This window comes from Corynebacterium sp. KPL2838, from assembly GCF_040225455.1.
GTDB classification, from domain to species: Bacteria; Actinomycetota; Actinomycetes; order Mycobacteriales; family Mycobacteriaceae; genus Corynebacterium; species Corynebacterium rhinophilum.
In genome coordinates, this window is record NZ_JBEHFT010000006.1 from 79,454 (window position 1) to 100,324 (window position 20,871).

A 20,871-nucleotide genomic window follows, 5' to 3' on the forward strand; every position below is an offset into this window, starting at 1 on the left:
CTCCTTAGGAAATTTCGGTAGTAGTGAGTTCGTGGGAAATGGCCGCGCACGTAGTGAGGAGCTCCGGGAGGATCTGCGCGGTGAGATCTTGGGTGGAATACACGGAGGTCTGGGTGGAAATGTTGATGGCCGCCACTGCGCGTCCGGTGCGATCCCGGATGGGAACGGCGATGGAGCGCAGGCCGATTTCAAGCTCTTGGTCCACGATGACCCAGCCGCGCCGCCGCACCTCGCCGAGCCGGGCCCGCAGCGCGTCCTGGGATACCAGGGTATGCGGGGTGACCTGTTCGAGCGGGGCGGTGGTGGCGAAATACTCATCCAGCTCCGCCGGCGTTAAGTCAGCGAGTAGCACCTGGCCCATGGATGTGGCGTGCGCTGGGAAGCGGGTACCGATGGTGATATTGGTGGACATGATGCGGTGTGCTGCGGCGCGCGCGATATAGACAACGGTGTCGCGGTCGAGCACGCTGACGGAGCAGGACTCATCGAGTTTGGTGGATAACTCCCTCAAATGGGGCTGGGAAATATCCGGCAGTCCCAAGCTCGATAGATACGAATAGCCCAGTTCCAAAACGTGCGGGGTGAGCCAAAACACTGAGCCATCGGTGCGGGCATAACCTTCTGCGACAAGCGTGTGTAGAAAGCGGCGCGCGGTGGCGCGTGCTAGGCCTGTGACCTCGGCAACCTGGGCCAATGTCTGTCGCGGTCGTTCGCCATTAAATGAGTGAATGACATTGAGTCCGCGGGCTAGAGATTGCACTACGGGGGTATCTGCCACGGTGTGTCCTCCAAGGTATTTTTAGGGTTAAGTGGCCCAGGTCTCTTAAGTGTACCCGATTATGTTCGCATTCTGAACCCTTGTGCTGTCTGTGAACCGCACGTAGTCTAAGGCCCATGTTGAATAAAGTCATAGCCTCAGTAGAGGAGGCCGTCGCGGATATCCCGGACGGTTCCTCCATCGCGGTGGGCGGATTCGGCCTTGTGGGTATCCCAGCGCAGCTCATTGCCGCGCTGCGTTCTCAAGGCGCGAGCGACCTCACCATCATTTCCAATAACCTCGGTACGGACGATTTTGGCCTGGGCCTGCTGCTCAAGGATCACCGCATCTCCCGCTCCATCGGTTCCTACCTGGGAACCAACAAGGAATACGCGCGCCAGTACCTGGAGGGTGAGCTCACCGTCGAGTTCACCCCGCAGGGCACCTTGGCAGAGCGTTTGCGCGCCGGTGGTGCAGGCATTCCAGCCTTCTACACCAAGGCTGGCGTGGGCACGCCGCTTGCCGATGGCGATATCCCCACCCGCTACAACCCCGACGGCACCATTGCGGATACCTCCGCGCCGAAGGAAACCCGCGAGTTCAACGGCGAGCTATACGTCATGGAAGAATCCCTCAACCCGGACTTCGCCTTCGTTCACGCCGCTCGGGCGGACCGCTTTGGCAACCTTGCCTTTAATAAGACCGCTCAGAACTTCAACCCCGATGCGGCCAAGGCTGCCGATATCACCATCGTGCAAGCAGAACAGCTGGTAGAAGCCGTTCCGTCCGCAGAGGTGGATGTGCCCGGAATCTACGTGGACCGCGTAGTGGAAGTGGGCAAGCAAGAAACCGGAATCGAATTCAGGACGGTGAGCAAGTAATGACCTGGTCACGCGAAGAAATGGCGGCACGCGCCGCACAAGAACTGGACAATGGTGGCTACGTCAACCTGGGCATCGGCATGCCGACGCTCATCCCCGGCTACCTGCCAGAGGGCCGCGAGGTGGTCCTGCACTCTGAGAACGGAATCTTGGGCGTTGGTGCCTACCCTGAAGAGGACAAGGTGGATCCGGAGCTAATCAATGCCGGTAAAGAAACCATTACCGAAGCCCCTGGTGCATCCTTCTTCTCCTCGTCCGAGTCCTTTGCCATGATCCGCTCCCGCGCCATCGATGTTGCGGTGCTCGGCGCCATGGAGGTATCCCAGTTTGGCGACCTAGCCAACTGGATGATCCCCGGCAAGATGGTCAAGGGCATGGGCGGTGCGATGGACCTAGTGCATGGAGCCAAGCGCATCGTGGTGATGATGCAGCACGTATCCAAGCACGGCGATTCCAAGATTCTGGCGGAGTGCCAGCTGCCGCTGACCGGCGCTCGCTGTGTGGATCTGATTATCACGGATCGCGCCGTATTCACCGTGGACGAGCTTGAGGGCCTGACGCTTATCGAGGTCGCCGAGGGCGAAACCGAGGAGTCCATCCGCGAGGTTACGGACGCACCCTTTAAGGTAGCGCTCGACTAATTAGTTGTGGACGTGAAAAATCGCCGCTTCCCGGGAAAGGCTGGGAAGCGGCGATTTAGTGTTCCGTGAGTGGATTAGACATCGCGCAGGTCTACGCCCTTGGTTTCAGGCAGGATGTACATGCTGATAAGCGTCAGGATGCACAGTGCGACGACGTAGAAGCCGGAAGCCCAAGTAAGGCCGTGGGCCACGAACCACTGGTAGATATACGGTGCGGTACCGCCGAAGACGGCGACAGACAGCGAGTAGGCCAGGCCGATGCTGCGGGTGCGCTGGGCGGTGGGGAAGACCTCGGACATGATGGAGGACAACAGCGCGCCGCCGGCAGCAACGATGACTACGCCGATGGTGGAGGCCACCAGCAGGGTCCAGGGGCGATCGTCGATGAAGTTCATCAGTGGAATCTGCAGGATGGCTAGGCCAATGGCACAGATATAAATGACGGGTTTGCGGCCGATCTTATCGGACAGGCTGCCCCACAGCGGGAGGGCGATGAGACCAGCGGTCTGTGCGGCCACGGTGACCCAATAAGCACCCTGAGTGGACATGCCCTCGTGGCTAATGGCGTAGGTGGAAACATAGGAGGTCCACGTGTAGTGCGAGGCTGTAACGCCGGAGACCATACCCACGACGAGCAAGATATTCTGCCATGCCGGGCGGGCAACTGAAGCCGGCTTTTCCGAGTTCACGGACTTCTTGGTGCGCTTCGGGGCCTCAACGGTGGGCTCGGCGCTATCGATTTCCTGGAAGTGATCCGATTCCTTCATGTGGCGGCGCAGGTACAACGCTATCAGCGCAGCGACGGCACCCAAGAGGAACGGAATGCGCCAGCCCCAAGCACCAATCTGCTCGTCCGTCAGGACCAGCGAAATGCCGCCGCCTAGGACGTAGGCGATGACTGAACCACCGAAGATGGAGACATAGACCATGGAACCCCAGCGGCCGCGGTGGGCGTTCGGGGCGATCTCGGGGATGTAGCTGTTAGCGGCTGCGGATTCACCTCCGTGTGCAAAGCCCTGCAGCACGCGGATGAAGAGCAGACCGACGGAGGCCCAGATGCCAATGGATTCGTAGGTGGGCAGCAAGCCGATGAGGACGGAGGCGCTGGCCATCATGATGATGGTGGTCATCAAGACGGTCTTGCGGCCGCGCTGGTCAGCGATGCGGCCAAAGATGATGCCGCCCAGCGGGCGGACCAAGAAGCCAACGGCGAAGACACCGAAGGTGGCAAGCAGTGCGGAAGCAGGATCGCCTTTGTCGAACATCGCCGCGGCGATGAATGGGGCGAAAACCGCATAGGAGCTCCACTCGTACCATTCAAGGACCTGGCCGGTCAGGCTGGCTGCGAGGGATTTGCGGTCCGTTTTGGTTGAGCCCGATGGCGAAGTGGGTGTGGGGCTCGGCGGGGCGGTAGAAGTCAATGTTCCTCCTAGGGGTAGGTCCGAAATATTGAAGAAGATATTACGCACATCACACTTCGATTAGTCCACGATGTGGACCACGAAAATCCCGGCACTATCGAGGTGGATTTGGTTACTGACTAGAAACTGCATGTCGTCCACCACTTTTTAGGGGAGGGGGCCGAAAAAACTTCGCGTTCGCTAAGTGAACAGTAGTGCGCACTGTGACCCCGTATAGGGGTATTTGGGCAAATCCTTTGCCGTGACGAGCTTGGAATTCGCAGGAAAAGGACATTTCTGGCCGGATTTCCAGCACCGAGAATTTAGGTGTGGTGTAGCGTGTGAGCCACGACACGGAAGGTTTTCGAAGAGTCTTGAACCACCAAAGTGAACCATCACTGTGAACCAACCGAGTCTTTCCGGAGCCACACCCTAAGGAGGGATTTATGACTGCTCTTAGTCCCGAGGAACTAAGCACAGAAGGCCTCGCCGAAATCATGGCCGCGGGCGGACGCCCAGCCGATAGCGAGCGCAAGATCAACATCATCGATACCACCCTGCGTGATGCGCACCAGAGCATCTGGGCCACCCGCATGACCACGAGCCACATCCTTTCGCTGTTGGATGACATCACCAACGCTGGTTTCGAGCACGTGGACTTGGTAGCGCCCATCCAGTTCGACGTCTCCGTGCGCTACCTCAAGGAAGACCCGTGGGAGCGCGTTCGCCTCGTGCACGAGAACGCCGCGCCGGGCACCAAGTTTCGCGCCCTCATTCGTTCCAAGAACCTGGCTTCTTTCGACTTCCTGCCGGATGACGCCATCTTGAACTGGACCGAGCGCCTCTACGCCAATGGCTTCCGTGTGATCGGCTCCTTCGATGGCTTGAATGACATCGACAACATCGACCAGGGCCTCAAACTGGCCAAGGAACTCGGTGCCGAAACCTTCGGCGCATTGTCCTACTGCTTGAGCCCAGTGCACACCGATGACCTGTACAAGCGGAAAGCCACGGAGCTGCTCGAGCGCACCGATGTAGACCGCATCATGCTGAAGGACGCCGGCGGCCTGCTTACTCCGGACCGTTTGAAGACCCTCATCCCGGCGATCCGCAGCTCCATCGGTGACGTACCGCTCGAGGTTCACACCCACTCGCTGACCGGACTGTCGCCGCTTTCCTACCTCTTCGCGGCGGAATTGGGCGTGGATTCCATCCACACCTCCATCGCTCCTCTGGCTAATGGCCCGGGACAGCCGGCCACCCAGGCCTTGGTGCGCGACCTTCGCGCACTGGGTTACACGGTGGACGTCGACGATGAGCGCATCGATTCTGCCAGCGAGCGCATTCAGGAAATTGCCGATACGGAAGATAAGCCAGTAGGCGTTCCGCGCGCATTCGATGGCCTGCACTACATGCACCAGCTACCCGGCGGCATGCTTACCAACTTCGAATCCCAGCTGGAAACCGCTGGGTTGGGTGACCGCTTCGAAGAGCTGCTGTACGAGGTAGCTCGCGTGCGCGAAGAGCTCGCATACCCCATCATGATTACGCCGTTTGCCCAGTTCGTGGGTACCCAGGCCGTCATGAATGTGATGACGGGTGACCGTTACTCCGTGGTCCCGAATGAAATTAAGAAGTACGCCTTGGGTTACTACGGCGAGCCGCTCGCCCCGCTGGACCCAGACGTGCTGGAGAAGATCATGGCCAACGGTTCCTCCGAAATCACGGAGGAAATCCCAGAACTCAAGCCGGTTCTGCCGGATTTGAAGAAGGCTCACCCGGACGAGGACATCGACACCCTGCTGCTGCGCGTGATGTTCGCCGGCAGCCAGGTCGATGAGATGAAGCGCTTTGTGGCCGAAGGCCGCGGCGGCGAGGGCGAAGGCGTCAAGGGCGGCGTCCTTACCTCCCTGGTACAGCAAATCTACGACTCTTCCGATACCACCGACTTCCACCTCAAGACTTCCGACTTGGAAATCAACCTCACCAAAGGAGAAAAGTAATCATGACTGATTCCACCAACTTGCACGACCTGAAGTCCCTGCTGAAGTGGGCCAACCTTTCTGATGACATCCAAGAGCTGCAGATTAAGTACGGCGATGTCGAGCTCGCGATGTCCCGCACCCCGGGCGGCCTGAACCGTCCGGCGCCGGCTCCGGAAGCCGCTCCGGCCGCAGCTCCAGCAGCAGCACCAGCACAGGAAGCCGCACCGGCTTCCGCGCCTGCCGCTGAGCCTGAGTCCAAGCCTGCTCCTGCACAAGAGGAAGCACCGAAGGAAGAGCCAAAGGCTTCCGGCTCCGGTGAGCCGTCCGCAGAGGGCGAGACCGTTAAGGCTCCCATGGTCGGTACCTTCTACGCTGCTCCGAAGCCGGGCGCAGATCCGTTCGTCAAGGTCGGCGACGAGGTCGAGGTTGGCCAGGTGCTGTGCATCGTCGAGGTTATGAAGCTGATGAATAACATCGAGTCCAAGGTTGCCGGCACCGTGAAGGAGATCCTCGTTGATAACGAGGACGCCGTGGAGCACGGCCAGCCCATCATGGTCATCCAGCCGAAGTAATCGACCTGGAGGAAAATATGTCAGATCTATTAGGTAGCGTGCTCATTGCTAACCGCGGTGAGATTGCGCTTCGCATCATTCGCGCCTGCAAGGAATTGGGCATCAAGTCCATCCTTACTTATTCCGAAGGCGATAAGGACTCCTTGCCGGTAAAGCTCGCCGATCAAGCAGTCTGCATCGGCCCAGCGAATGTTTCCAAGAGCTACAACAGCCCTGAGCTGGTTATTTCTGCCGCTATGGCGTACAAAGCGGATGCCATTCACCCTGGCTACGGCTTCTTGTCCGAAAAGCCGGACTTTGTCCGCATGGTGGAAGAAGAAGAGATCGGCTTTGTTGGCCCTTCGGCTGAACACATCGGCTTGATGGGTGACAAGATCGCAGCTAAGCGCATCGCTAAGTCCGCCGGTGTTCCCACCGCGCCGGGCTCCGATGGCGTGGTCACCGAGTTCGACGAGGCGCTTGAGGTTGCCCGCGAGACCGGCTTCCCGCTGCTGATTAAGGCTGCCGCCGGTGGTGGTGGACGCGGAATGCGCGTCGTGGAATCCGAGGACACGCTGGAAAAGGACCTCAACGAGATCATGAACGAGGCAGAGTCCGCGTTCAATGACCCGTCGGTCTACATCGAGCGCTTCTTGACGGATATCCGCCACATCGAGATCCAGGTGCTGGCCGATGGCGAAAATGCCGTCGCCCTGGGAGAGCGCGACTGCACTTCGCAGCGACGCAACCAGAAGCTCATTGAGGAAGGCCCTTCGCCGGTGCTGACTGATGAGCTGCGCCAGGAAATGCAGGAAGCCGCGATTAACCTGTGTAAAGAGGTGAAGTACAGGAACGCCGGAACCATCGAGTTCGTCTTCGATAACACCGAGGATAAGTTCTACTTCATCGAGATGAACACCCGCATCCAGGTGGAGCACCCCGTAACGGAGATGATCACCGGTGTGGACCTCATCAAGGAGCAGTTGCGCATTGCCTCCGGGCAGAAGTTGTCCATCACCCAGGATGATGTGGAGATTCGTGGCCATGCCATCGAGTGCCGCATCAACGCCGAGGATCCGAACCAGAACTTCGCGCCGCGGCCGGGCAAGATCGAACACTACCGCGTGCCAGGTGGTTTTGGTGTGCGCATGGATACCCATATCGAAACGGGCTACACCATTCCGCCGTTCTATGACTCCATGGTGGGCAAGCTCATCGTATGGGCAGAAGACCGCGATGAGGCCATTACCCGTATGCTGCGCGCCATCGACGAGCTGCAGGTAGAAGGCGTTGTCACCACGGCGCCATTCCAGGCCATGCTGTTGGACAGTGAAAAGTTCCGCAGCGGCGAGTTCAACACTGGTTATGTTGCCAAGCTGCTGGAAGGTACCGACTCCATCCCTACGGATGACTAAACCCGGCTCCTTCTAGCGAGAGAGTGCAGGTTCCGCTTTGTGCCGGCCTGCACTCTTTTGCATTTTAAGTCTCTAAAATTACATCTCTATGTCACGCCTAGTCCCAGGCTTTGCTTAGACCCAAACCTGTGGGGAAGGAAAAACAATGTTGGTTATCGCCGCCATGCTGGTCGGCGCCATCGTCCCGGCGCAAACGGCCATTAATACGCGTCTGCGCGAGTCCGTGGGCTCGCCCATCGCCGCCGGGTTCTTCTCCTTCATTATCGGCTTTGCCGTCTCCGCCATCCTCGCGCTCATTGTCACCGGTGATGCGATACCGGACCTAGCGCTGGCGGCTGCGCAACCGTGGTGGGTGTGGCTCGGCGGCTTTATGGGCGTGGCCTTCATCGTGGGAAATATCCTGCTCTTCCCGCGCATCGGCAGCGTAGAGACCGTCATTCTTCCCATCTTGGGCCAGGTAACGATGGGCCTAATTTATGACCTGACCGGCCTTTTTGAATCGCCGTTGGTGCCGGTCGGCCCGCTGCGCGTCCTCGGCGCGCTTATCGTTGTGGGCGGCATCGCCTTGGTATTAGAAATAGGCCGGGGTGCCGTCACTACGCGTGCGCAAGCCACCGGGCTTTCGCTGTGGCTGTGGCGTGTCTTCGGTGTGCTCATCGGCATGGGCTCCGCCACCCAAACCGCCGTCAACGGCTACCTGGGAGGTGCGTTGCATAGCCCCATGCCCGCCAGCGTCATTTCCCTGGGCGTTGGAGTGATTCTATTGGCCCTGCTCACCCTGGGGTGGAAGGCTCCCCGTCGTGCCCTTTTGAGCGGTATCGCACCCGGGCCTTGGTGGATGTGGCTCGGCGGTGTGCTCGGCGCGCTCTTTGTGGTGGGAGGCGCGACGCTGTCGCCCATGATCGGCACCGGCACGACGGTTATCGGCTCACTGGTGGGCTCAATCATTTGCGGCCAGGTCATTGAGTCGTTGGGCTGGGGCAATGCCGAGCGCGGCCTGCCGCCGGTACACCGCATCATTGGCTTGGTCTTGGTCATCATCGGTGTGATTATGGTGCGCGCCCTATAGGGAGGTGCTGCGCTTGCCGATGCCCCAATTTTCCCAGCCCAGCTTCCTCGCTCGAGCAGCGTATGGGAGCTGGGTTTATTGCCGCCAGCGCTCCAAGGTGAGCTTGGGGCTTAGCGCGCGGGAGACGCACGGGGCGAAGGCCCCATCGGCATACATTTTCGCGTCATAGACGGAATCGCGGTGATCTGGTTCGCCGTCGACCACGCGCATGATGCAGGTGCTGCACGTGCCTTCCAGGCAGCGCGATTTTACGGGTAGATCGAGTTCCTCAAGGACCTCTAGGACCGTCTTATTCTCTGGGATTTCTACTGTCTCGCCGCAAAATTCTACTTCGAACGGGCCGTCGCCGGCTCCGGCGTTTTTCTCACCGGACAGTGCTTTTAGATCGGGGTGGAAGTTCTCCCAGTGAAAAGCGTGCTCGGGTAAATACTCGAGCGCGACTTCTTTGGCGGAATCCATGAAGCCTTGCGGGCCGCAGACATAAAAGGCCGTCTCCTTCGGCGCTTGGCCCAGCAGATGCCGGTAGATATCTGCCTGCTTTTCGCGTGATCGGCCAAAGGCCTCAATGAGCTTATCGCCGCAGGTTTCGCGCAATTGCTCGAGCAGCACCGCCTGGTGTTCATCGCGTGCGAAAAAGAGCACGATATACGGCTTGTTCTCGCGCTCGAGGGATTGGGCCATCGAGAGCATGGGGGTAATGCCCACGCCGGCGCCAACCAAGACGTAGTAGCCGGCGTGTGCCACGAGCTCGAAGTTATTAAATGCCTGCGAGATTTCAAAGCTATCTCCGCAGCGCAGTTTGAGCATCGCAATCGATCCACCCGTGGAGTTTTCCTCCCGCTTTACCGCGACGCCGTACGTTGGCCGTTTTTGTTGGCCAGCGGCAGGAGTAGAGGAATCGGTCAGCTCAAAAACCGAGTATTGCCGGGTAAGTATCTCGCCATTTGCTCCCGGGAGGGTGATATCGACGTGGCAACCGGGGGAGTATTCAGCAAGCGGAGCATCACCGTCCAGCGAAAATTCGATGACCGCAAGGTCATCGGCTACGGCGGTGACGTTTTGCACCGTGGCGGTGGTGGAGGGGGCATCGGCAAGCTGGGGTGCGGGTTGGGAAGGAGAACTAGGCATAGGGGTGAATAGACCTCGCTTTCGTGGCTGTGGTTCATTGCCAATTCACTGTATGTAATGCACGTCATGGTACAGCCTAAAGGGAGATACAGGTTACAAAAGTGTTCGCATAGCGGACACGTGTGCGTTTAGTACACCTATATGGGGTGAGCAGGCAAAAGGTTTGCAAAATCTGCCAAGGTTGCCATTTTTACTATTTGCGCAGGAGAGGATAGGTGCTGCGAAGGCGGGTGTAGCGGCGGTTCTGACGCCCGGTAATTTCCCGGAAAATTGGATACAAAATTCATTGCAGTGGAGGGCAATGTCTCTATAGGCTTACGGGCACAGCTAAATGGTGAACTAGACCACATACTCAGGAAATGTGTGTGGTGTAGCACCAAGATTGGAAAGGTTGTTCACTCCCCATGACTGCTCCTACCGAAACTCGGACGGAACCAAAGGTTCTGCCCATGTCCGATAATCCCTATGAGGATTTCCGCTACTTCTACCGCGATGGCATGGATCTCCGCCCATCGCCGAAGCGCCGCGTGGACAAGCCCGGCTGGTCCACCTTGCGCCACAATATCTTTGACCACTGGCACACCGTCCACGATGAGTGGGAAGGTTACGACACCCCGCAAACGCGTTTGCTCGATGATCACATGTGGCAAACCGATGAGCAGGGTGCCGCTTTGGCGGAGTCCTTCCGCCGCGATGGCGCAAAGGAATCGCGCGCCAAATTTGAGCAGGCGCTGAATGAAGGAATCGAGACCGTTGAGGATCCATCACCGGAATTGGTGGCCTTCTTCGAACAGGTCGATAAAATCCCAGACTGGATCGACCTCGAAGCCGCTGAGCGCGGGCGCGTAGCCTATTACAACGCCACCCCGAGCGCGGACCTTCTCACCTTCAACTTTGGCTACTGGGCCACCACCATGGAAGACCGCACCTCTGCGGCCACGGGTGAGACTGGGATGTTCGAGTTCAAGGCGATGCAACGTGCACTGGAGACCTCCAAGTTCTTCGTGGACTTGGGCAAACAGGACGTCTTTGACCGCTTTGGGGAAGGCCGCAAATCCGCAGTCCATGTCCGCCTGCTGCACGCCCAGGCAAACCGCGGTCTGGAAAAGCTTTGGGGCAAGGAGCACTACAACGAATTCGGTCGGCCGATTGGCTCCAGCTTCCTGGTCTCCGGCGAAGGTTGGTTCGCGCTCATGCCGCTGGCCATCGACGAGCTTTTCGGACGCCCCCACTCCGGCCAGGACTGGGACGACGTCGCCCAGTACTGGGCATATGTGCTGTACATGATGGGCGGGGAAGAGCGCATCATTCCTAAGACCGGCGATGAGATGCGTAAGATGACTGACTTCATCTACGCAAACGGCGGGCGTTCTTCGACGTACCACCAGCGGGTGGCTACGGCACTGATGTCCATCGTGGAACAGATGAATCCGGACCTTCCACTAGAAATGTTGGGCTCGCTGGCCACGCTGGTGGGAGAAGAGGACACCAAGTTCATGGTGGAAGGAACTCGCTGGGCCGATATGGACTTTTCCCAGGCGGCCAAAGACTTCGAAGCCAAGGCGCGCGCGGAGGCAAAGGAAGCCCGCGAAGCCGATGAAAAACCTGGCGCGGAGGAATACAAGAAGCGCAACGCCGCGCAAGGTCGCCCGCTGTGGATCAATGCGCTGGAAGAAGTGCAAGAGCACATCAATAACCATGAGCCAGACGTCAAGGCCGAGTGGACCCTGCACGATGACTCCAAGGAAGCCCACCGGAACTAGCCTCTGCGCTTGCTGCTAGTTACCAAAGCTTAATAGTAAGAAAGGGAATAAAACACAATGACTGCTCCCACAGATACTTCTGACGTTGCCAACACGTCGCAGGCGGAACCAAAGGTTCTGCCCATGTCCGATAATCCCTATGAGGATTTCCGCTACTTCTACCGCGATGGCATGGACCTGCGCCCGGCGCCGAAGCGTCGCACCGCGACGCCAGGCTGGTCGGAGCTTCGGCACAATGTCTTTGACTCCTGGCACACGGTAGAAGATGAGTGGGCAGGCTACGACAGCCTGCAAACCAAGCTTCTCGATGACCACATGTGGCAGACCGACGAGACCGGCGAAAAGCTGGCGGAGGCCTTCCGCCGCGACGGTGCCAAGGAATCGCGCGCCAAGTTTGAGCAGGCGCTCAACCACGGCATCGAGACGGTAGAGGACCCGGCCCCGGAACTGGTGGACTTCTTTAAAGAGGTAGACCGCATTCCGGAGTGGCTGGATCTCGAGGCCGCAGAGCGCGGCCGCGTGGCCTACTACAACGTCACACGCACCTCAGAGGTTCTGGCTATTGCCTTCGCGTACTGGGCCACCACGATGGAGGACCGCACGTCGGCGGCCACGGGTGAGACCGGGATGTTCGAGTTCAAGGCCATGCAGCGCTCTATTGAAACTGCGCAATTCTTCACGGACTTGGGCAAGAAGGACGTCTTTGACCGCTTCGGTGAAGGCCGCAAGGCTGCCGTGCGCGTGCGCCTGCTGCATTCCCAGGCCAATCGCGGTTTGGAGAAGATGTGGGGCAAGGAGCACTACAACGAATTCGGCCGGCCAATCGGCTCCAGCTTCCTGGTCTCCGGTGAGGGATGGTTCGGGATGATGCCGTTGGCCATCGACGAGCGCTTTGGCCGCCCGCACTCCGGCCAAGACTGGGATGATGTGGCCCAGTACTGGGGATATATCCTTTATATGATGGGTGCTGAAGAGCGGCTTATCCCCAAGAACGGCGATGAAATGCGCAAGATGACGGATTATATCTACGCCAATGGCGGATATTCTTCCACCTACCATGAGCGCGTTGCCACCGCGTTGATGAGCATTCTCGAAACCATCCACCCGCTGGTCCCCAATGTGGCTTTGGGTGCGCTGACCACCATCTGCGGTGTGGAAGACACCAAGTTTATGGTCAAGGGCACGCGTTGGGAAAAGGTGAACCTTAAGCCGTGGGCCCTGCTCTATCAGGGGGCAGCGCGGGCAGAGGCCAAGGTTGCCCGCCTGCGGGACAAGCTGCCGGGTGCGCAAAAAGCAAAGATTAAGCGCGCTAATAAGAATAAGCCGCCATGGTCCGATGTCACCGCGGTGATTAAGGCGCACATCGCGAAAAACGAGCCAGAGACCAAGTCCGATTACACGCTGCACGATGACTCTAAAGAAGCTCGCAGCTAACCCATCTCCACAACATTCTCAGAGGAGAACACCATGACCACCAATATGTCCCTAGGCACCGTAGGCGAGTGGCCTGCCGGTCGCGGCGATAAGGAAGAATTCATCGCCTCCTTTGGCAAAGAGCGCGCCGACCGCTACCACGAGGCTTTCTGGAAGATGGACCCAGTAGCCGATGCGCTATTTACTAGCGGCCACACCGTCAAAGAAATCATGCCTAACCTGCGCGATGCCCTCGCGCGCGGTACAGCCAACGACGAGACTTTCCCAGAGGTTGCTGCCCTCATCGAGGATATGACCAAGGCCCTCGACGGCATCGATGCAGAGAAGTTGGAGCGCGGGCGCCGCGTCTACTTGTCCATCCCGCCGCTCAGCCACGGCCTGGCGCTGGGCCCGGGCTCGCTGGTCCACACCTATTCCACCCCGGCGATTGCAGACTTGCTGGTCAATACCGGTGAGCTTACTGATGGCGCCGTCAAGCGCCTTGCCTACACCACCAACTGGACCTATTCGCTCTACCTGCCGGATGCCCTGCAGCCTGGTGGTGAGGGTTTCATGCACACCGGCATGGTGCGCGCCATCCACGCACACGTGCGGCGCGTGCACACCCGCAAGGAACTGGACTACTCCCACTACGGTGCGCCGATCAGCGAGTTCGACATGCTGCGCACCTGGTTCGACTTCACCTATATTCCGTACGCGGGCCTGCGAAACATGGGGTGGAAGCTCACCGCGGAGGAAGAGAAGGACGCGTTCTACCTGTGGAAAATTGCCGGGCGCATGCTGGGCATTTCTACGGACCTTTTCGAAGGCGAAGATGGGGTAGAGGCTTCCCAGGAAACCATGGACGCCATCCATACTGTCGACGGCGAGATCAACGAGTCGGCCCGCAAGCTTGTCGACGCCCTCATACACGGATTCGTCGTCAATGCTAAGGAACTCACGGGTATGCCCGATGACACCTTGGCGGACTGGACCGCTGCACACGTGCGCATCATTCACGGCGATGAGGTCGCCGATGCCTGCGGCGTGGACAACTCCGTGATGCGCCCCATCCTGGAAATGCAGGCTCCGCTGGTGCAAGAGCGCTTTGACCTCCTCCGCCAAGATCCGGAGGCGCTCGAGGCGGAAATCCAGAAGAATGAGGAGGCGGTGCGCCAGATGCTCACCCGCGATGCCACCTATATGAAGCAGGATGAGGGCATCAAGATGAAGGACGGCTCGGTCGTCGCGGCCTCCTAAAAGAATCCCCATTTTCATGGGTGACACGTCAATAGAACTTGAGTATTCTTGTGGGCAGGCGCACACGAAGCGTGTTCGCCACCACAGTGATTCCAAGAAACCAATTAGAAAGGGATCCATTAATGTCTAAGGATTTTGCGGTAACTAACCCCGCTACCAATGAAGTAGTAGAGAAATTCGACACCCTTACCAATGAGCAGGTGCAAGAGGTTCTGGCTAAGTCCAACGAGGCTTTCCAGACCTGGCGCGAGACCCCAATTGAGGAGCGCGCCAAGATTGTGTCCCGCGCAGCGGAGCTGCTCAAGGAGCGCAAGGGCGAGTTAGCTCAGATTGCCGCACAGGAGATGGGTAAGTCCACTCCAGAAGGCGAGTGGGAAATTAACTTCTCCGGCGACATCCTGCAGTTCTACGCAGACAACGCCCCAGAGCACAACAAGGACCAGCCGGTTGACGTGCCAGGTGGTAAGGCCACCCTTCGTCGCCTGCCAATTGGTACCCTGCTGGGCATTATGCCGTGGAACTACCCCTTCTACCAGGTTGCCCGCTTCGCCGGCCCTAACCTGATGAACGGCAACTGCATTATTTTGAAGCACGCCGAAATTACCCCGAAGTCTGCTGCAGTCATCGAGGAAATCTTCCGCGAGGCTGGTTTGCCAGAGGGCGTATACATTAACGCTTACGCAAACCACGAGCAGATTGAAGAGATCATCGCAGACAAGCGTGTCCAGGGTGTATCCCTGACCGGTTCCGAGCGCGCTGGTGCCGCTGTTGCTGAGATCGCCGGCCGCAACCTGAAGAAGGTTGTGCTGGAGCTTGGCAGCACCGACCCTTACATCATCCTGGATGCAGCCGATGTCACCAAGGCTGCCGAGGAAGCTTGGGTCAAGCGCATCGAGAACGTCGGCCAGGCTTGTACCTCCAACAAGCGCATCATCGTCATGGATGACATCTACGACGAGTTCGTTGATGAAATGGTCCGCATTGCTGAGGGCATGAAGCAGGCTGATCCAACCGAGCCGGGCGACAACCAGTACTACCCAATGTCCTCCCGCGATGCAGCAGAGAACTTGGACAAGCAGGTCAAGAACGCTGTGGACAACGGCGCTAAGGTTCGCACCGGCGGCAACCTGCACGAGACGGCTGCGTACTACGAGCCGACCGTGCTTACCGATGTCCCAGTTGGTTCCGACTCCTACTACGAAGAGTTCTTCGGCCCAGTAGCAGAGATCTACAAGGTTTCCTCCGAAAAGGAAGCCGTAGAGCTGGCCAACAACTCCAACTACGGCCTGGGCGGTGCCGTCTTCTCCGATGACACCGAGCGCGCCACCAAGGTTGCTGACCAGATCGAGACCGGCATGATTCACGTCAACCTGGGCCAGTACTTCTCCCCAGTACTGCCATTCGGTGGCGTTAAGAACTCCGGCTTCGGCCGCGAGCTCTCCGTCTTCGCACTGGATGAGTTCGTGAACAAGCAGTACCTCTACATCAACGACTAATTGTTCGTTGACGCTCGCTCAGCGCTCCCTGAGCCTGCAGTGAGCGCATAGAGTGCAGTAGAGAAGGGGCCTAGCCTTGAATGGCTAGGCCCCTTTTGGCTGTCCGCATTGCTGGTTTTAGCTCTGTGCATCCGCCGCGACCCTCTGAACTCCGAACTCAAGTTGCTTCGCACATACGAAAAATCCCGCTCAGCGCGATGCTGGGCGGGATGTACTGTGCTCCTCCAACTGGGCTCGAACCAGTGACCCTTCGATTAACAGTCGAATGCTCTGCCAACTGAGCTATGGAGGAATATTCATGTTGTACTTCGAACGTGTCGTTCTCTGTGCAACGAGAATTAACTATATAGCCTAACGCCGTTTTCACACAAATCGCCTGGTTAGCAGGAAAAATAGGGCTGTGGAACGTGGGGTGAGGGGGAGGAGACATCGGCAAGCGCATTGCTTGTGCGTTCCTATGTTGGAACCAAGACCTGGAGTTTGGCCGAGTCCCGCTAATTTTCCCTTTTCCTGAACACCGTTCAATACGTCCGGTACCCTCAGATTATGACTTATTTCTCAGTGCGAATGCGGTCTGATTCCGCAGGCCAGCACATTTCGGGAGCAGAGCGAATTGTCAGGGAACACGAGGTTCCGGCGGTCTGTGCGGCGTTATCCGAGCGTGCTTTGGCGCACCCGAAGGGAATGGCGGAAAATACCTTCATCACCGTGGAGGCTTTGACTGAGTCCGATATTCTGCACGTCCCTTCCGTAGGAGTAAAAGAAGAAGCGGTGCAATCGCCCTCGCAGGCTAGGGACGTCATCGAGGAACTATTGCGCCCCATGACCGCTCATTCCCAGGTAGTCATTGAAGAGACGTTTACCGCTAGGAATATGCGCGGTGCGATGCTGATTGCAGCCGATACAGGTAAGCGCTGCGAGCCAGACGCACAGCGCGGCGTCCGCGTGAGCCACATGGACGCGCACAATGCTCAAGACGCGGCTTTCAAAGGCAAGGACGCGGCCCGTGAGGCCATCGTTCTTGCGAGCAAGGTAGCCGCGCACCCCGATGTTCTAGCAGAGGTCTGTGTGTCTGATGACCCGGCCTATACCACCGGTTACGTCTGCATAGATGACACGTACCACCGCCTTCCACGCATTAAAGAGCCTGGATCGGATGAGGGAGCGCGGGCCTTCATCATCAAACCAGGCGCCGATATTGAAGCGTTGATTGATTATCTGGAAAACCGCGCCGTACTCGTGGATTTTGGGGCAGAAAAGTGAACGAGAGCCTAGAACAAGTCGCATCTGCGCGCCTGGACAAGTGGCGAGAAGACGGCCTGTGGCGCAGCCCTTCGGTTTTTGGAAGTGGACAAGTGCCGGAAAGCTCCTTGCGGACGGCCGCCGGGAAGACAGCCAAAGACGCGGTGCTCTTTAGCTCGTCGAATTACCTGGGCCTGGCAGAGCATCCGGAGATTAAAAGCGCCGTAAAGGACAGCGTTGATCACTACGGCGCAGGTTCAGGCGGCTCGCGACTGACCACCGGTACGTCTGAATTACACGTTGCGGTAGAGGCTGCTGCGGCCCGGCTGACTGGGTATCCAGACTCGGTGTTCTTTGCCACCGGGTATCAGGCCAATCTATCGACGTTGCAGGCGTTGGCCTCGCCCGAGCTCACCATTATTTCCGATGCGCGCAACCACGCCAGCATCATCGATGGCTGCCGGCTCGCAAAGGCGAGTGGCTCCTCCCTCTTCGTTACGGCGCACCGCGATACCTGCGCTGTGGAAGATGCCTTGGCTAACAGGACCACCAAGTATGCCTTGGTTATTACCGATGGCCTCTTTTCCATGGACGGGGTGCTTGCACCCTTGCCTGAGCTATCGCGGGTGGCGCGCAAATACGGCGCCTGGCTTATGGTCGATGATGCTCATTCATTCGGCACCGTCGGTGACCGCGGCTTTGGCCTCCCAGAATATTTCGGCGTCCAGCCCGATATCCAACTTATTACCGCTAGCAAGGCGCTTGGTGCTGAAGGCGGGCTCGTTGCAACGAGTAAGCCGGTGGCGCAGCTCTTGCGGCAACAAGCCCGGTCCTTCGTGTTTTCGACCTCGCCCACGCCAGCCACCTCTGCCGCTGTGCTTGCGGCGCTAAAACTCATTGAGTCTGATCCCAGCCTGATTAGCCAACTGCAGGACAATATTTCTTATTGGCACAACACACGCGGTACTACGCCACAGCAAGGGCCCATTATCCCCGTGCACGTGGGCGATGAGGCCGCCGCAATGGACGCTAGCGCTGCACTGCTGGATCGTGGATTTATCGTCCCGGCAATCCGGTGGCCAACTGTTGCACGTGGCGCTGCGATACTCCGCGTTACCCTCATGGCAACCCATACGCGGGCGCAGATCGATGCTCTCTGCACAGAACTTGAACAGTTGGGTTTATAAGTAAAACGCTAGGTGAGTGCGTCCAAGGAACGAGGCCCTCGTCGCATACACTGGCAGGCATTATGAGCAGCTTCATTATTGACTATTCGTGGCTCCGCGAGCTGGTGCTGTACGGGCGTGACGCCGAGCTATCCGCTGCAATTACCGGTAACTGGGACATTATTGAAGCCATATGGGACTTGGAGGAAAAGCACGCTATAGAAGATGATTCCAGTTTCTTTGGCGGCGATAATTGGACCGCGCGCTTTGTGTCCGGCCTCGACGATGGCGGCCCCTTGGACGTGGGGCTATTGGACGAAGAAGATACTTCAGTGATGCTCGAGCTCTCCGTTACCGGTGACGATGAAGAGACAATGGAACACGCGCTTACCGATGCCACCGAGACCATCACCTGGCATTTCTCCGACTGGGGTTTCGAAGACATCGAGTGGACCGCGATGCCTTGAGAAAAGGAGGTTCCGCCAGCGGGAACGGAGATACTCGATGGCGGTTGATCGTTGGTGAAGAACCCCAGGAAATATGGCTACTGCTCTATTGAAAATTGTCAGCGGGACCAGTTAAGCTTTCACTACGACGAGCCGGATACCGGAACGTTGTCGCCTGGAGCCGCGTAGGCTCCAGAGCTTTATTTGGGGCTTCCACATGCGTTCATGACCTAGTGGTGGGGCCGAGGCTATTACTGGCGGAGGGGCCCAAAATAAAAATTTAATCCGTGTTCGTCTTGCTGTTACGAAGTAAGAGGAATACGATGATAACTATCAGAGGTGATAGTCCGCTTTGGAGAAGTCGGGTTATTGCTACTAGAGAAAAGGCGTGTTTACACGCGATTTGAGGGTTCCTGCCTGCTTGGCGGGGACCCTCAAATAATGTGGGGAGAGGATCTAGTTTGAGAGCGAGCTCTCGAGATGTTCTAGGTTTGGTTGACAAGAGCGAGACCACGAAAACTGGGTTCGCGATTCAACGGTTGTAGAACTTTTAGATCCTATGACGCCTTTCTTTCATTCAGTCAAACTTCGAAGAAACGTCTGACTTGAAGGATTATTTAGGTGTATTTCTGAAAGAGCTCGATAAGATACCCAAGTCAAAAGCTAGTGGAATTAATGGCAGAACTGAATTTATTTCTACGAACGCGAATGAGCTTGAAGAATGTCTCAAAAATTCACTTAATGAAATGAATATGCACTATCTGCAACGTGCGTTGAAAAAATTAGATCGTGCGATTAACAGCCGTTTTGGCGAGGATAAGCAGTACAGGCATATAGATAGTTCTCTCATTGCTATTTCAAGAAGTCTTGTAGATAATGGGCGGTCAGCGCGGCAAACCTTGCGTTCTTTTAGTGCCCGTTTGGGAGAGCTTTCAGTATTAGGTCCACAAAATTTTATTGCTGTACTGAAACAATTAATGCTGGAAAAACAGCAGGAATATGAGGTTGCTATCGTCTTGGATGGCACCCATAAAATAGATAGATTTGAGAAACTGCCAGAAGAAGTTCGGACACGCATCAAAATCATCAGGAAAGGGCGTGAACGCTGGTTTTCTGAGGCAGATACGAGCCTGCTTAAAAGTTTTTGTAAGAAACACTGGGGCAGTGTTATCAAACCAAAGGCACGGAGAAGCCAGGCTAAAACTCCAGGTTGTGTAATCGCAATTGTGAAGGTTGAAGCTTGGGACGAAGATGGCGCTCGCGAAAAAGCTTTAGTCTTGGCGGATCAAATTGTAGATCTAGTGAATGTCGCGAATCGGGGTAAGCGGATTGGCGTCAAGCGCAAGGTACTTGTTCTTTACGTATTAGCGAACAGGCAGACTAGGAAGCAAGGTGACACCAGGGTTCATGATGAGCTCCAGCCGTTGCCCGTTAATTCTTATTCTGCAATTTCGAATTCGCTTCGTTTCGCTTCGCGTCTAAAAACAGAACGATCGAAAACTGTTAGTGTCCTTTTCGCCTGGATTGCTCTTGAAAGCTTTTTCTCTGGCAGTACTGATGCTCAGAAGAAGGTCATTGAGAAAATCTCATTATTAGGTTCAAGAGCGGCATCGAGAGGTATAGTCCTGGATTGTCGGAAGATGCTTAGAGTCGAACTTTCGAACATGAATAATGAAAAAGATGATGAGAAATTAGGCGTTAGTGAAATAACGAAGGTCCGAAACCTCAACCTGTTTGATTTTCACCAGTACCTCATCAAAAATACTGACGATTTTGCCGAGCTGAGACCGTATCTTTCTCCGCTGGCGTACTGGCGGTTCCGTGAGGCTGCCAAAAAGTATAACTCGGGCGATTCCGTTAGCGCCCATATCGTGGAGATTACAGAGAATATTGAATGGGCGCTTACCCGCATGGCGCATTATCGTAACCAAACAGTCCATTCCGCCCGGACGGAGAACACAGCTGAAACAGCTCTAGCACCTCTTGGGGCTGAGATCATTGATTTTACTCTTGAAGTAGTTTCCATTCTTGATAAGCAAAAGCCGGCTAACTTCCAGCTTGCTATTGAAGATTACGCGGAGAAAATCCGAGATCAGATAAATGAATGGGGAAAAGACAGCGGGCAAAGTCCTCAATTACTCGGGGAACGAGATGAAAGCGAGTATCGCGACACTGCGCCCTGGTCAAGTCCCGTGTAGTGGTGTAGCCGTTTGTGCTTTCGGCTCGGTATTCAGTTCTGTGTTTGAGGTCAGGCGGTT

General features: G+C 57.0%; 17 protein-coding genes and 1 tRNA gene. 14 read left to right on the forward strand and 4 right to left on the reverse strand.

All coding sequences use genetic code 11. The features are described 5' to 3' along the window. Positions 1-4: 4 nt before the first annotated feature. Complete coding sequence (locus tag ABRP98_RS03710; protein ID WP_349857559.1) at positions 5-778, reverse strand: IclR family transcriptional regulator domain-containing protein; 774 nt, start codon at positions 776-778, stop codon at positions 5-7. Positions 779-894: 116 nt separating this feature from the next. On the opposite strand from ABRP98_RS03710, the gene ABRP98_RS03715 reads away from it, so the two are divergent. After that, on the forward strand, positions 895-1,638 hold the full coding sequence (locus ABRP98_RS03715) for a CoA transferase subunit A (protein WP_005284143.1): 744 nt from the start codon (positions 895-897) through the stop codon (positions 1,636-1,638). Further along, positions 1,638-2,279: a 3-oxoacid CoA-transferase subunit B gene (locus ABRP98_RS03720; RefSeq protein WP_349857561.1), complete on the forward strand. Its 642-nt coding sequence runs from the start codon at positions 1,638-1,640 to the stop codon at positions 2,277-2,279. Before ABRP98_RS03715 ends, ABRP98_RS03720 begins: the two co-directional genes overlap by 1 nt. 74 nt (positions 2,280-2,353) lie before the next feature. On the opposite strand, the gene ABRP98_RS03725 is transcribed toward ABRP98_RS03720, so the two are convergent. Further along, the gene (locus tag ABRP98_RS03725; RefSeq protein WP_284796368.1) at positions 2,354-3,700 is read right to left on the reverse strand and encodes an MFS transporter; all 1,347 of its coding nucleotides are present in this window, start codon (positions 3,698-3,700) and stop codon (positions 2,354-2,356) included. A gap of 425 nt (positions 3,701-4,125) precedes the next feature. Between ABRP98_RS03725 and ABRP98_RS03730 the strand changes: the two genes are divergently transcribed. The 4 genes from ABRP98_RS03730 (at position 4,126) to ABRP98_RS03745 (ending at position 8,699) form a co-directional block, all read left to right on the forward strand. Next, positions 4,126-5,682, forward strand: coding sequence for a hydroxymethylglutaryl-CoA lyase-like TIM-barrel protein (locus ABRP98_RS03730; RefSeq protein ID WP_284796367.1), 1,557 nt, complete (start codon positions 4,126-4,128; stop codon positions 5,680-5,682). A 2-nt stretch (positions 5,683-5,684) separates the two neighbouring features. After that, complete coding sequence (accB, locus tag ABRP98_RS03735; protein WP_349857563.1) at positions 5,685-6,236, forward strand: acetyl-CoA carboxylase biotin carboxyl carrier protein; 552 nt, start codon at positions 5,685-5,687, stop codon at positions 6,234-6,236. A 17-nt stretch (positions 6,237-6,253) separates the two neighbouring features. Next, positions 6,254-7,630, forward strand: a complete 1,377-nt coding sequence (accC, locus tag ABRP98_RS03740; RefSeq protein ID WP_349857565.1) for an acetyl-CoA carboxylase biotin carboxylase subunit — start codon at positions 6,254-6,256, stop codon at positions 7,628-7,630. 145 nt (positions 7,631-7,775) lie between these two features. Continuing rightward, on the forward strand, positions 7,776-8,699 hold the full coding sequence (locus ABRP98_RS03745; protein ID WP_023023362.1) for a DMT family transporter: 924 nt from the start codon (positions 7,776-7,778) through the stop codon (positions 8,697-8,699). A 75-nt stretch (positions 8,700-8,774) separates the two neighbouring features. On the opposite strand, the gene ABRP98_RS03750 is transcribed toward ABRP98_RS03745, so the two are convergent. Further along, a complete protein-coding gene (locus ABRP98_RS03750; protein WP_349857567.1) occupies positions 8,775-9,827 on the reverse strand; it encodes a PDR/VanB family oxidoreductase in 1,053 nt (350 codons plus the stop codon). A gap of 404 nt (positions 9,828-10,231) precedes the next feature. Between ABRP98_RS03750 and ABRP98_RS03755 the strand changes: the two genes are divergently transcribed. From ABRP98_RS03755 to ABRP98_RS03770, 4 genes are all read left to right on the forward strand, one after another. Then, the gene (locus ABRP98_RS03755; RefSeq protein WP_349857569.1) at positions 10,232-11,590 is read left to right on the forward strand and encodes an oxygenase MpaB family protein; all 1,359 of its coding nucleotides are present in this window, start codon (positions 10,232-10,234) and stop codon (positions 11,588-11,590) included. Between the two features lie 57 nt (positions 11,591-11,647). Then, complete coding sequence (locus ABRP98_RS03760; protein WP_349857571.1) at positions 11,648-13,024, forward strand: oxygenase MpaB family protein; 1,377 nt, start codon at positions 11,648-11,650, stop codon at positions 13,022-13,024. Positions 13,025-13,057: 33 nt separating this feature from the next. Continuing rightward, positions 13,058-14,263 (forward strand): oxygenase MpaB family protein, encoded by a 1,206-nt coding sequence (locus ABRP98_RS03765; RefSeq protein ID WP_349857573.1) that lies wholly within the window; start codon positions 13,058-13,060, stop codon positions 14,261-14,263. A 122-nt stretch (positions 14,264-14,385) separates the two neighbouring features. Further along, on the forward strand, positions 14,386-15,759 hold the full coding sequence (locus tag ABRP98_RS03770) for an NAD-dependent succinate-semialdehyde dehydrogenase (RefSeq protein WP_284853548.1): 1,374 nt from the start codon (positions 14,386-14,388) through the stop codon (positions 15,757-15,759). 219 nt (positions 15,760-15,978) lie between these two features. Here the strand turns inward: ABRP98_RS03770 and ABRP98_RS03775 are convergent. Further along, positions 15,979-16,051, reverse strand: a tRNA-Asn gene (locus ABRP98_RS03775). A gap of 254 nt (positions 16,052-16,305) precedes the next feature. On the opposite strand from ABRP98_RS03775, the gene ABRP98_RS03780 reads away from it, so the two are divergent. The 4 genes from ABRP98_RS03780 (at position 16,306) to ABRP98_RS03795 (ending at position 20,811) form a co-directional block, all read left to right on the forward strand. Then, positions 16,306-17,022, forward strand: a complete 717-nt coding sequence (locus ABRP98_RS03780) for a 6-carboxyhexanoate--CoA ligase (protein ID WP_349857575.1) — start codon at positions 16,306-16,308, stop codon at positions 17,020-17,022. Continuing rightward, complete coding sequence (locus ABRP98_RS03785; RefSeq protein ID WP_349857577.1) at positions 17,019-18,188, forward strand: aminotransferase class I/II-fold pyridoxal phosphate-dependent enzyme; 1,170 nt, start codon at positions 17,019-17,021, stop codon at positions 18,186-18,188. Before ABRP98_RS03780 ends, ABRP98_RS03785 begins: the two co-directional genes overlap by 4 nt. A 62-nt stretch (positions 18,189-18,250) precedes the next feature. Then, the gene (locus ABRP98_RS03790; protein ID WP_349857578.1) at positions 18,251-18,634 is read left to right on the forward strand and encodes a hypothetical protein; all 384 of its coding nucleotides are present in this window, start codon (positions 18,251-18,253) and stop codon (positions 18,632-18,634) included. A 584-nt stretch (positions 18,635-19,218) separates the two neighbouring features. Next, positions 19,219-20,811 (forward strand): hypothetical protein, encoded by a 1,593-nt coding sequence (locus tag ABRP98_RS03795; RefSeq protein WP_349857580.1) that lies wholly within the window; start codon positions 19,219-19,221, stop codon positions 20,809-20,811. The last annotated feature ends 60 nt before the right edge of the window (positions 20,812-20,871 follow it).

What these genes read in the sequence shown, in the direction of transcription:
- ABRP98_RS03715 (WP_005284143.1), top strand. Translation starts at nt 895, where the DNA reads ATGTTGAATAAAGTCATAGCCTCAGTAGAGGAGGCCGTCGCGGATATC.
- ABRP98_RS03720 (WP_349857561.1), top strand. Translation starts at nt 1,638, where the DNA reads ATGACCTGGTCACGCGAAGAAATGGCGGCACGCGCCGCACAAGAACTG.
- ABRP98_RS03730 (WP_284796367.1), top strand. Translation starts at nt 4,126, where the DNA reads ATGACTGCTCTTAGTCCCGAGGAACTAAGCACAGAAGGCCTCGCCGAA.
- accB (WP_349857563.1), top strand. Translation starts at nt 5,685, where the DNA reads ATGACTGATTCCACCAACTTGCACGACCTGAAGTCCCTGCTGAAGTGG.
- accC (WP_349857565.1), top strand. Translation starts at nt 6,254, where the DNA reads ATGTCAGATCTATTAGGTAGCGTGCTCATTGCTAACCGCGGTGAGATT.
- ABRP98_RS03745 (WP_023023362.1), top strand. Translation starts at nt 7,776, where the DNA reads ATGTTGGTTATCGCCGCCATGCTGGTCGGCGCCATCGTCCCGGCGCAA.
- ABRP98_RS03750 (WP_349857567.1), bottom strand. Translation starts at nt 9,827, where the DNA reads ATGCCTAGTTCTCCTTCCCAACCCGCACCCCAGCTTGCCGATGCCCCC.
- ABRP98_RS03755 (WP_349857569.1), top strand. Translation starts at nt 10,232, where the DNA reads ATGACTGCTCCTACCGAAACTCGGACGGAACCAAAGGTTCTGCCCATG.
- ABRP98_RS03760 (WP_349857571.1), top strand. Translation starts at nt 11,648, where the DNA reads ATGACTGCTCCCACAGATACTTCTGACGTTGCCAACACGTCGCAGGCG.
- ABRP98_RS03765 (WP_349857573.1), top strand. Translation starts at nt 13,058, where the DNA reads ATGACCACCAATATGTCCCTAGGCACCGTAGGCGAGTGGCCTGCCGGT.
- ABRP98_RS03770 (WP_284853548.1), top strand. Translation starts at nt 14,386, where the DNA reads ATGTCTAAGGATTTTGCGGTAACTAACCCCGCTACCAATGAAGTAGTA.
- ABRP98_RS03780 (WP_349857575.1), top strand. Translation starts at nt 16,306, where the DNA reads ATGACTTATTTCTCAGTGCGAATGCGGTCTGATTCCGCAGGCCAGCAC.
- ABRP98_RS03790 (WP_349857578.1), top strand. Translation starts at nt 18,251, where the DNA reads ATGAGCAGCTTCATTATTGACTATTCGTGGCTCCGCGAGCTGGTGCTG.